This window comes from Rhodanobacter sp. FW106-PBR-R2A-1-15 (assembly GCF_058789735.1).
The window spans coordinates 86,308-98,496 of the sequence record NZ_JBYTEM010000009.1 but is presented as its reverse complement, the minus strand read 5'-3'; the positions used below and the strand labels follow the sequence as shown (position 1 = coordinate 98,496).

9 protein-coding genes are annotated in these 12,189 nt (G+C 53.1%); all 9 read right to left on the bottom strand.

The features are described from left to right. Window positions 1–141: 141 nt before the first annotated feature. Window positions 142–2,256, bottom strand: coding sequence for an ArnT family glycosyltransferase (locus AC3WTD_RS07180; RefSeq protein WP_492613370.1), 2,115 nt, complete (start codon window positions 2,254–2,256; stop codon window positions 142–144). Between the two features lie 67 nt (window positions 2,257–2,323). Beyond that, on the bottom strand, window positions 2,324–3,556 hold the full coding sequence (locus AC3WTD_RS07175) for an alginate O-acetyltransferase AlgX-related protein (protein WP_492613369.1): 1,233 nt from the start codon (window positions 3,554–3,556) through the stop codon (window positions 2,324–2,326). A 1-nt stretch (window position 3,557) separates the two neighbouring features. Next, window positions 3,558–4,985, bottom strand: a complete 1,428-nt coding sequence (locus tag AC3WTD_RS07170; protein WP_492613368.1) for an MBOAT family O-acyltransferase — start codon at window positions 4,983–4,985, stop codon at window positions 3,558–3,560. A 249-nt stretch (window positions 4,986–5,234) separates the two neighbouring features. After that, a complete protein-coding gene (locus tag AC3WTD_RS07165; RefSeq protein WP_492613367.1) occupies window positions 5,235–5,843 on the bottom strand; it encodes a DUF7024 domain-containing protein in 609 nt (202 codons plus the stop codon). Between the two features lie 27 nt (window positions 5,844–5,870). Then, window positions 5,871–6,728 carry a glycosyltransferase family 2 protein gene (locus AC3WTD_RS07160; RefSeq protein ID WP_492613366.1) on the bottom strand — a complete coding sequence of 286 codons (858 nt, stop codon included), beginning with the start codon at window positions 6,726–6,728 and terminating at the stop codon, window positions 5,871–5,873. Window positions 6,729–6,932: 204 nt separating this feature from the next. Beyond that, window positions 6,933–7,754, bottom strand: coding sequence for a methyltransferase domain-containing protein (locus AC3WTD_RS07155; protein ID WP_492613365.1), 822 nt, complete (start codon window positions 7,752–7,754; stop codon window positions 6,933–6,935). 22 nt (window positions 7,755–7,776) lie between these two features. After that, window positions 7,777–9,081 carry a glycosyltransferase family 2 protein gene (locus tag AC3WTD_RS07150; protein WP_492613364.1) on the bottom strand — a complete coding sequence of 435 codons (1,305 nt, stop codon included), beginning with the start codon at window positions 9,079–9,081 and terminating at the stop codon, window positions 7,777–7,779. After that, window positions 9,078–11,597, bottom strand: a complete 2,520-nt coding sequence (locus tag AC3WTD_RS07145; protein ID WP_492613363.1) for a glycosyltransferase — start codon at window positions 11,595–11,597, stop codon at window positions 9,078–9,080. Before AC3WTD_RS07145 ends, AC3WTD_RS07150 begins: the two co-directional genes overlap by 4 nt. Continuing rightward, window positions 11,594–12,189 (bottom strand): hypothetical protein (locus tag AC3WTD_RS07140; protein WP_492613362.1); only part of this gene is annotated, 596 nt, incomplete at its 5' end. The genes AC3WTD_RS07145 and AC3WTD_RS07140, both read right to left, overlap by 4 nt.

Genomic DNA, 12,189 nt, shown 5'->3' with positions numbered 1-12,189 from the left:
ATCCATCCATTGGGCTAGGGAGTACGAGCGCCTTAGCGCGTGCCCAGATTGCGACATTTCCCGAGCAAGCCTCTGCGCAAGTTTAACATGGCGGCCGCCACGCAAACCTCGAGCAAAAGCATTCAGAGTTATCCGCTAGACCTATGGCGTCTCGGCCTGAACCTTTGTGATGATCCGCATCGACACAAAGCCTATGCCCAACCGGCGAGGGTCTTGACTAACTCCAAGCTCACGCATGGATCTGGCCCAGGGAATCTCTATGCTGATCGATTTGATACTTCCATCCGTCTGAAATGGGAAAACCAGCTCTTTAGGGGACGGCAACCGAATCTCCCTACGATCCTCGCCAACCACCAGCGTTGATGGTTGGCTGGTGTCACCGATCGTATGCCCCTTGAGGACAAGCGTGAACTTTTTCGGTAACGGCTTCGTGAATTCCAGCTCAACTCGATCTCCATCCGACCATGTCCCCCATGGCTCGGGGTTCGACAGACCCTGCTTCCTTGCAACGATTCCAGGCCAGGAGCCAGTCGTAAAATCAATGTCCTCGATATCCTCGTCGCCCACCTTCGCGAGCACGAAACCTCCCAAACTGAGCTGTTTCCTCGCACCTTTTGGCAGTATTTGGTTGCCGACAATCAATAGCCATTTTGCATCGGCAGGAATATTACTCGCGGTAATCTGCCCATCTTCCGGGACCACCACACTGCTGGCTTTTGCGTTATCGAGATAAAATAGAGTCCGATACAACGATGAATGGTCGCTGCCCACCACGACAATCGGCCCCGGATTCTGCCCAACATATTGCTTGGCAAAAATGCCAGCTGCAGCATAGCCATCTGGAACCATGCGGAGGCGCAACTCGACATTGGCGTAATAGCCTGAAAAAGCGATACATAGTGGCGTCACGATGAAAAGAAAAATTCTTGCGCCTAACCGGGTATCACATACCCAAGCAATCAAAGACACCAACCCAGCCGCCAAGATACCAATGAACACCTCATGATTCGTTGTCAGTCCTCTCAATTCGGCACCATCCACGATCCAAGGTGTATATGACTGCAGAAGAGTCATACCCGCAAGAATCGATAATGCTCCGATGACAACCGCTGGCGGCATCGTCCTGTAGAAGGCACCTGAGGCCGATGCACGCCCTGTCTGTTCGGCAGCGATAATCAACAACAGGGGGAAGGTGAAGCTGTAATAGCGCATATGTAATCGCGCGGCCGTCTCTAACGCATTCGAACCGGCAACGCTCGCCGTAAAAATAGCAGTTACAGCCAGCAGGCTCGCTAGCACTAAAAAAGTGTACAGTCTAATGTCGCGTACCTTTTGATCGATTCCTTCTTGGCCGGGAGTCCGCGCACGGAAATAGAACAGAGCCGCCAATGGCATGGCGAATAGGCACGTCATAGCCATGACATGCCCTTCCACGCTAACCACTGCCTGCGATATCAAGCGTGTGTAACGTCCCACGTCAGTCACGGAAGGGGTTACCGAACCATAAATCGTCCCAAACAAACTAAGCCCAGCGCGTCCTGCAAAAAAATAGCCGAGCCCAAGCCTAACTATGAGCGCAAAGCCAATAAATGCCACCAATGCGGTTGCAGCCTTTAGCATCGGCCTACTGACTTTAGAAAGCAGGTAGCGCGCGACCGTGAACACGGCAATCGCAGGCACGAGGAAGATTGCATGAGCCTTGACCAGCCCCATCAACCCAACGATAAAACCAAGTATAGCGCCATAAAAGACAGGCTTCGTCTCTATACGCAACAGTGCGCACCAAGACAGAATCCAGAAAAATAGGAAGTAGAGTGACTCCGGCATGAAGTATGCGGTATATGTGCTAATTGGTCCGAGTATAGCCAGCAATGTAACCAACAGCGCGACGCCGCGTGCAACGACCAATCGAGCCACTCTATAAATGAAGGGCATTGCACAAATAAATGATAAGCAATTGATCACTCGGGCACAGTCAATGAATCCGCTGCCACAGTAATTAGTTAGTCTGAACAATGAAAAATAAAGATAGGATGGAACTCCAGCCACACTAAGCGGCTGTAGACGGGAAGATTCGCTATACACCCATTCATCCGGAACAGATATGAAAAGTCCGGAATTGCGTAGAAGCAAGTAGACAAAACATGTGCCCATTGCTGTCATTAGCAAGAGCATGCTGATCAGACTGCTCTGAGAAAACTTACCTAGAGTTGATATTTGAGGCATTTCTTCTCTTTCCTTATCCCAACTTTCCACGAGCACAAAGCGTGCAATAAGTCATTCCAAAGCAAATCTCACCAAATGGCTGGAAACTAACACCCTGTCAATGCCAGCCATCCTTCTGGGTCCATGACAATGCCGATTGTCCGATGCTAGGGATATCTCTTATTGGCATCTCCCAAACAACTACCTTCACCTTGCCCCCCCCCTCCCGCCGAATGAAATCGTCGGCGATCTCCTTGCGATGCCCCCAGAAATACTCGAAGGATTTGAAGGAACCCTGACCTGCCATCGGTCGATTCTGAATTTCAACGTTATCTAGATGAAGGCCAAGTTGCCAAGTAAAGCCGACGGGTCGTGGTATCCAGGTATATTGGCCCGTGTAACTGGTTCCCAGCACAACAACGAGACCTGCTGGATTCACCGACTCGGGGTAGCCGCGCCCCTCTTCACCATCGAGCAATTGATCTCGGTACACCCAGATTGATCGCAGCCGCGTAGTGAGCCAGGGAAGTGGATCGAAGGCCTCTGCAAGATCACCTATGTGAGGATCTGTATAGAACGTAGGATGATTGAGGCTTCGCTCCTTCAGCAGCGATGAGGTGGATATTGCGTGTGCCGTTGCTGCAGCTGCGAGGCGAATACCCACTCCACTCCAATGACTTTCACTTGGAGGATAGAGAATCGTACCCGGATTCTGCGCAAGAGCGCCGCGATAGACTTTTAGAAGGTCCACGCTAGTTACTCCCTGGCCATCAAGCGCGCTCCGAAACGCTTGGTAGACCTCATCCGAGCGATCCCTCATTACCGGGTCACGGTTGAGCAGGTCTGCGCCCCCCACGGGCCAACGTGCCCAGTCGTGATGGATGCCCAATTTGGTAGGCACAGGCACAATCACGAGTTTCCAGCCATCGTGTTCAAGTTGATTGTTGTACCTCCCAATGACAGTAGCTATGCGCTCTACCTCATTTTCGATACGCGAATCCAAACCACGCGACACCCATAGCTCACCAGTCAGGAATAGGGCTTTCGTATCATGCCCCCCCCAAAATACCCAATCTGGGCTCTGGCCCAAAGCGAGGCGGACGCTGTCGCCTAACTCCCTCAGAAATTTTATCGAAGAAAGAAGGCTGACATGTCGCTTGAGTTGCACGTAGTCCGGCTGCCACAAGCCGTTTGGAACCAAACCACCGACTGTTTGCGCGGGATTTCGCTGAAACTCAACAAAGTGTCGTGATCGCACATTACCTCCGGTACCCACTACGGCATTAGTTCCTGCAAATAGTGTGCAGACGACCAGATACGCGATCGTGACAGGGGAGATAGTTCGTTTCATATCAGAATTGAAAATAAAGAAAAGGAATCTCGTTGCTGCTAAGTGAGAAAATAAGAGCAACAAGGAAAATTGCGAAAAGTAGCCACTGCGCTTTTGTGGAGAAAGCTCGGCTGGAGATCGGGCCATCCCCCACGATACGCGGCTCGATACGAATCCAAAAAAGACAAGCCACCAAGATCAATAGCGTTGCCGGGAAATGCTTCTGCAATAGTGCTGGATTGAATTGCGTGGCAAGCCCGTTCACCCCAATCATTCCTTCAATAATCTTGCCCGCCTGAGCAAAGGACTCACTGCGAAAGAAAACCCATCCAAGCAGCACCAGCAAGAAAGTGAATATTTGGCGAATAACGTTTGGGAAGCAACTCAGTCGTTCCTCCCCAATCCGGCGTTCTACCACCAACAGCGCGCCGTGATAAGCGCCCCAGACAACGAAGGTAAAACTTGCACCATGCCAAAGCCCACCAATCAACATTGTCAGAAACAAGTTCAGCGAAACCCGCCATGGTTTGCAGCGGTTACCGCCGAGGCTTATATACAAATAGTCGCGTAACCACTGCGACAAGGTGATGTGCCAACGCTGCCAGAACTGGGTGAGACTGACTGCTCGATAAGGTGACCTGAAGTTGTCGGGAAAAGCAAAACCAAGGCACAAGCCAAGGCCGGTCGCCATCAACGAGTAGGCCCAAAAATCGAAATACAGCTGGAACGTATAGGCCATAGCGCCTGTCCAGCTCTGTAATAAGTCGGGTCGTTCGACTCCAAACGCATAGGGTACAAATACTGCGAACTGATCCGCGAACAAACTCTTGATAGCGAAGCCCAGCGCAAACACGGATAACCCATTACTGATTCGCTGACCAGACCATTGGTTAAACTGCACGGACATGTCCGTATAGCGGACGATCGGCCCAGCGATGAATCGCGGGAACATCGCCAAGAATGTTACGTAATCCAGGAAGCGTACAGGGCGCTCAATGCGGCCACGATATGCGTCGATCGCAAAACTCAATGCTTCAAAAACAAAAAATGAAATGCCTGGTGGCAATATTATCTTGCCCTGTTCGCCAAAATACGGCAGTAAAGCGGTATGCAGCGGCGAAAGCGCAGGCCACAGCGTGACCAGCCAGTTCAAATATTTGAAAAACGCGAGTGCGGCAAGCGCGTAGACAACAGCACCTACGACTCCCGCGTACCGCATGGCCGGTGATTTTCCAAGCAGAATCGGTAGATTAAAAAGATAAATTCCGCCGACCACGAAAAAAAACAACAATGGCCATAGGATGTTTCCGTACGCATAGAAAACCAGCGTCGCCACTATGATGGCAATACGCGCAGCGGCGGTAAATCGATGGCTGGATGAACATATCCGCAACGCGACCAACGAAAGCGGTAAGAAATAGAACAGAAATAAGGGGTCTGTGAAGAGCATTTCGGATAAACCAATTAGGCGGCGATGGCGATAGCGGTATCGCGTGTCATTGAGTGGATCTGATCGCAAGCCATAGAATCATCAATTGATATCTTCAACCAGCGAGCGCCACCTCATTATGCTGGAAACTCAACCGATGACTATTCGTATCAATCCACGAACATTATGAAAGTGCCCGTCAGCGCTGCTGGCGGGCACTCACTCATGGGAACAGACTGTGGCGGCGATATGCGCCGTCGCCATCGACTGTTACGGAATGATCTTCAACGATACCAGGCCCAGGCTCATCAAGCGGCTATCGGTCGCGGTCGGCTCCGCATGCTTGGGTGCAACGATCTCGATTGTATTTGCCACGCCAACGTCCGAGAAAGCCAGTTCGACATGTTGGGACTTGTCTGCACTGTCAAACATGAACTCTTGTTGCTTTTCGCCCACACGAACCACAATGTTCTGGCCAGCGTTTGTGCCGTAGAAATCCTTGACATCGAGAGCCAACTTGAACTGCTGCGGTAGTGCCTGCTTGAAGCGGATCCTCACCTCTGCTCCAAGCTTCACGTCAGCCCAACGCCCCCAGGGCTCGGCGTTCGACACACCCGACATGTCGGTCAAAAATGACGGGTATCCCGTCTTGCTGAAATCAATACCTTGTTCAAGGGTTGCCTCGTAAGCGGGCGCTGCCGCGTCAGCGGATACCAGCGGTGCTGCCATGGCGCCTGCAGTTGCGGTTGATGCTGATGCTGATGGCGTGGATGAACCTGCGTTGGGAGCACCTGCCTCCGGCTTACCACCGCACCCAGTCAACAGAAGCAGGCCGCAGGTTGAGGTAAGCAACAGGAAACGAACAGCTGAGATCTTCATCTTGATACTCCTGGCGGGTAGAGATGGTTAGGAGAGGTTATACAGGCGAGGAAACAGGCGGCGTGTCAACGCTTTCGAGATGCATTTGTTCCAGCGAAGCGAAGCGAGCAAGGCCCGCAGAGACACTTCTCTAGCGAAGCGTACCGGCCGCTCTCTTTCATCGATCTTCGATCGAACCAGCACGTACGCATAATTGAACAACCACGCGTCCGGTACTGGACCATAACGTCGCAACATCTCATTGATTTCCTTGTGGACAGCCACCGGATTGCTCATCGTCTTGTTCTGGGAGTATAGCCTCGATCCAGCCAGCTTCTCGGGGAGATAGGCGAAACGCGCACCATGATGAGCTAGTCGCAACCAATATTCGTAATCCATGCAATACTGCAACGACTCATCCAGCAATCCATGTAAGGCGATCACGCGACGGCGAAAAAAAAGCGCCGGCTGGCAAATGAAACAGGTATCCGATAGTCGCGCAGGGTTCCAGGGCTCGGTTGGATAGGCTTCAAACGCCATATCATCTATATCTATATGATCAGCCATGCCGTACATCACGTCGACATCTGGATTAGCCACAAAGAAATCCACAACGCGTTTGAGCGTACCTGGATAATAAATATCGTCGGAATTCAACCACCCAATAATCTCGCCACTTGACGCTGTGATACCCTTATTAACACCATGCGCCTGCCCCCGGTCCTTCTCTGAAACCCAACGCAATTCCGCAGAGAATTTTTCAAGGACATCAATTGTTTCGTCCGAGCTACCGCCATCATAGACTATGTGTTCAAGCTCGACATCTGGTTGAGTCGCTACGCTGCGCAGCGTTTTCTCGATAAATCGACCTTGGTTGAACGATGGAGTGACTATACTAACTTTCACATGGTAGCCCGTCTGGAATCAATAAATACGCAGAAGCATTTGTTAATAATGTTATCGCGGCTCAGCGCCAATGCGCAAAGGCAGCCAAAACACGAAATCCCAAACCATCGTTCTCATTCACTCGAGAGTATACGCAGTCTTTCACGCAGTCCTGATTCAAAACGAAGGCATAGCATAAATAAATTTATGCTATGCCTTCGCTATTTAACGACTTAGCACTAAAATCCATCTTATCCATAAATCTGGGTGAATGCCTTCCCATTTTTTTATTTTTATAAGGCGCGGATTTAATCCAACCCTTATCGACGGATTATAGACACGCTCCATAAACGCAGATGGGGAATAATGGCGCCCAAAGCGATTCCTCCACTCGGGAATCAGGCAATAATGCGAAGCCTCTTCGTCCCAGCCGATCTCGCCCTGTCGTGTCGAGTCCATTTCACCAGTAATATTGCAATGCGATTCATTTAGATAAAGAGGAAGGATTACACAAACGCCACCAGGCCTTAAAAGGCGTGCGCACTCATCCACAAATAACGTATCGACCTTTCCTTCGAAATGCTCAAATGTGCAATGCAAAGTCATGAAATCTAGCGACTCGTCTGGCAGCGGAATTCGATCCGCACTGCTTCCTATACGACTGCCATTGACGCCACTCGGAAACTCCAAATCCTGCTCGTAATGGTTAGCGCCATATATTCTTCGTACCAGCGAAGGAAAGACCGACTGGCAACTTCCTATATCCATTCCGGTCATGCCTTTCTTTGGATTCACTAAAATGAGACTTAAGAAATGCTCCAATGTTTTCTCAAGTAAGCAATGCTCAAGCGCACCATTATAAGTCGCATATTCACCGTCATATTCTGGAAGGTGTCTCCAAGCACGATATGCCGTCTCCAAATTGGACACATCAAGCTCTTCGACACTCGCGCCCAGTCTGCGAAGTGCGATATCCACCCTGTCTTGGGCTGGTGGACTAATGTCACCATATTTCCAACCCACCTGCTGAACGACTTCGGGCTTCATATTTGTAGTCCATATGAGTGAATTAATTCACTTTAATACTATTGACTTTGATAGACAGCTGGCGATCATCCTCTACCTGCAACACTTCGCGCGGAACAAAATGCGACGCGCTGCTGATCTCGATTTTGATCATCCGCCCCTGCGAGGCACTCACGTCCGCCTTGAGCGTGAACCGTCCTGGCGTATCGAGCAGTTTGCGGTCTACAACCGCCCCATCCAGAATCAGATGCACCTCGAAATGGTCGTGCCCCTTCTGCGGCACGTGCTCCAGCTGGTACTCCAGAAGTTCGGCGCTGGCCGGCACTTGGACCTGAGTCGTGTACGATGGTCCAATCCATCCATCCGCATGCTGTCCATGGAAAGACGTATCTCGCGCTACCACTCTACCTAGCACATTGAGTCGTCGTCTAGCCAGCCAGCCATATAGCAATCGGTCACGAGCCATCTTCGGCGAATAGCGCAGAGTCTGCAGAAATTCCTGCGTTGCCTTGCCCAGGTGCCGCTGTCGGAAGGCTTCCTCGGCCCGGCGTGCATGGTGTCGGGCGTGATCATGGAAGTGTCGTGTGTATGTCCAGTGGGACAATGCCAGTCGCCAATACAATGGCGACAACCGACTTCCCCAATGTTTGCGGCTGACGCCTATCGACAGCTCGAGCACCTCTGCCTCAGTCCGCTGTGCCGACTTTGACTCGTCGTGCATGCGGTAGTCACTGAAAAGCTCGTCGATGCGATGAAACCGGTAGTGGCGACTGAATCGGCAAAATAGGTCGTAATCAAGTGCGTGATGTTCATTTACGTCCAGCCACCCAACTCGCTCGGTCACCGCTTTGTGCCAGAACACCGACGGCTGCGGAATGGTGTTGTAACCGCGCTTCCAGATCGCCAAATGCTCGAAGTGCGAGACGTATTCGGCAGGATGTTCGACCCCTACATAGCGTGAATTCACGCCGGTAAACAAGCTGCGGCCCATCACCACGTAGCGATCACGGCTTGGATCGATCTCGGCCGCAACCCGATGCAGGATGCGGGGATATAGGGTGTCATCGGAATTCAGGAAGCCAAGAATGGTGCCAGTTGCACGTGCAAACCCGCGGTTCAGTGCATCCGCTTGACCAGCATCTTTCTCCACGAAGAGCTGGAAAATTCCAGGATAGCGATTCACGAAGTCCTCGGCGACGACAACCGAATCATCGGTCGAGCCACCGTCCTGGATAATCACCTGAAGTTTGGGGTACTGCTGATTGACCAGACTCTGCAAGGTCTCGCCCAGGTACTGACCTTGGTTGTACGACGGCACTACGATCGAGATGGGGGGGAAATTGTTCATGGGTTCACCCCGTAGAGCTCCTGGTACACGCGGTTGTAAATGGACAGGGTCTGGATTGCACTGCGACGGGCAGCGAACAGATAGCGCCGACGAATCGCAGCGTTGCTGAGTGCGTCACGCAAGTCCGAGCGAGTGGCGATCTCGACCATCGCCTCGCCGATTGCGTTGACATCGGCCGGGTCGAACGTTAGCGCTGCATCACCTGCAATTTCGGGAAGTGATGTGGCATTCGAGCAGAGCACCGGCTTGCCGGCGATGATCGCCTCGGCAACAGGCATGCCGTAGCCTTCGAACAGCGATGGAAACACCAGCGACATGCAACCTTGGAACAGCGCACGAATCTCAAGCGGTGACCTGTAACCCAGATGCAAGATGCGCGACTCGAGTCCGCGCTCACGAATCATTGTCGCCGCTGGGTGGTCGCTCGGGAACGCGCGCCCAGTCATCACAAGATTGATGTCCCGCGGCAATCGGTCCAGTACTCGACTGAAGGCATCAACCAACCGTGCATGGTTCTTGTGCGGCCAGCAATGCGCAGGATAAAAAAGAAATGGCGAGGTCAGACCAATTCGGGACAGCATCGACGTGCGCTGGTCAGGAGCAATCGCATGCCACACGTTGCGGCTCGGCACGATCCACACCGTACTCATCTTTTCCAGTGGAATACCGTACTGGCGATGCACATCCTGGCGCGTGAATTCCGAGATACATATGATGTGACTGGCGCGCTTGGCGGACTCGCGATAGAGGCGCTCGCGCTCCTCGTATTGCTGCGAGGTGAAGAATTCCGGGTAGTGGATGTGCTGCAGATCGTTGATGGTAAGAATGTTGGGAAACCCCATCAGGTCGGGATGCGTATATCCCGCAACCGAATGCACCAAGTCGAAGTCAAGCTTACGATACTGCGCCAGGTTGCGCATCGCGGTGTTTAGGATCGGCGACATGCCTAAGCTTTCAGATAGGCCATTGACCAACAATGACCGCATCGCTTCCGTCTCGCGTTCAGCGTGATCCGTGTAATGCATTCGAATGTCAAATTCGTCCGGAAAACTCCATTCACAGCAGGCACTACGCGGAGCCATCACCCGGTAGCCGTTGCGTCGATCGATCTGGGCAATCGCGGACACCAGCTCATAGGTTGCCTGCTCGATGCCGCCCGCATGACCCAGCTCCATCCAGCGTAAATCGAACAACAGCTTGAACGGTTTACGCTGCTTGATTGCCACGGCCATCTCGACCAGCCGTTGAAAGCTAGGCGCTGCGGCGGTGATGGAGTTGGTCGCTTCGACATAGTCCTTGGCCATGGAAACCAGGGGCGCCGCGACCGTTGTTGCACCATCCAGCAATACGGCTACACGCTCGGCGAAATCAGCAGGTGCATCCTCCAGGAAGCATTGCACGCCGTGCTCTGCACCCGTACCCTCGGCTGCCATCGTCGTACATACGACAGGCACACGCATCGACCAGGCCTCGAAGATTTTCTGACGTACGCCACCACCGTAACGCATCGGTACGACATACGTACTGGCATTCCAGAAGTAGGGCCTGATATCAGGCACGTTCGCATGCAGCTCGCATTGCCGCGCATCTGCCATTGCGGCCACCAATACAGGCGCCGGCACCATGCCGACCGCCTGGAATACGGCATTTGGCACGTGCTGCAGCACCAGCGGCCAGATTTCCTTCAGGAAATGCAGCACCGCGTCCACATTTGGCGGATGTGCCAGATGACCGGTGAACAACACGATCGGGCGTGAATCACGGACCCAATCTGTATGTGCTGGAGTGTAATAGCTGGTGTCAACCGAGATCGCAGCCACACCGCCCTCAGCGCGCATGCGGAACAGTTTCGCGGCGCGCTGGTGATCCAGCGCAGAGACGAACCCGACCACGTCAGCCCGCTCCGTGATTCGCTGCTCTTGTTGGTGGATCGCACGCACCTCGGCCGGCGAAATGGCGCTGCGATGCGGCGAAGCTATGGTCCGATTGAAATAATCGGCACGAACATCGTGGAAATACACGACCTTGCCACCCATCGGCGGCAGGTAGTTCAGCCAAGGCTCGATATTCGTCTGAATCAGGACAAGCGACTGCCAGTTGCGGTCGGTCAGTGCCTGCCATAACTGCGGCGCGCAATTTGACAGGATTGCCAGCTTTTCCAATGCATCAGCTGGTTGATGTTCGATACCAAGCAAGCGTCGAAACACCCATAACCTGAGCCTCGCTGGCAAGTGCCTCACCCAGGAACGGAGGCGCCCGCGCGGCTCTTCTGGCAACAACGGGTGAACCTGCGCCGCAGATCGCGGCCAGAAGTACGAACCACTCAGGAACGACTCCAGATTGGCAACGCCGTCCTTCGGAAAGCTGTCATAACACGGACCGACCACACCGACCCGATACTTTTTTGCCAAATGCCGAAGATTGAAATGGTCGACACCCATCTTTCCCGGGAAATAGGGAAGGTCAGTAGTCAGTACGAGAACGCTCGCTTCGGATTTGTTATGTGCCTGACTCATAGTGCCTTGATCAGCTTCCCTAGCTTCCACCACCAACGCCCACGAAGCGCCTGCATCTCGGCTTCACGACGACCCACATCCTGTTGGTAACTTTGCTCTCGCTCCGCGAGTGAATCCCTTAGATTCTCCACTTCCAACACGCTTTTCACCAGCGCATCCTGCAATCGTTGCGTCTCGATCGCTGCCGCCTCAGCAGCGCGCTCATGCAAAGCTAGCTGTTGTTGAGCAGATTCTACAAGGGCATCACGCTCAGCGAGCGTGCGGCGTACATCTTGCAACACACGCACACTCTCGTCCAGCTGTGGGTAAAGCGCATTCAACTCACCCAGCCGCTGATCCACCTGGGCCTGCAGGTCAGAGATGGTGCGCCCCTGCGACTCGATCACATCGCCACATGCGACCCTGTCTTTCTCCATCGCTGCAAAGTTGTCCTGCAGGCTGACCAGTTCTGCGAGCCGCGCTTGCGACAGGTTCCGCAACTCTTCCAGCTGTGGGTAAAGCGCATTCAACTCACCCAGCCCCTGATCCACCTGGGCCTGCAGGTCAGAGATGGTGCGCCCCTGCGACTCGATCACATCGCCACGTGCGACCC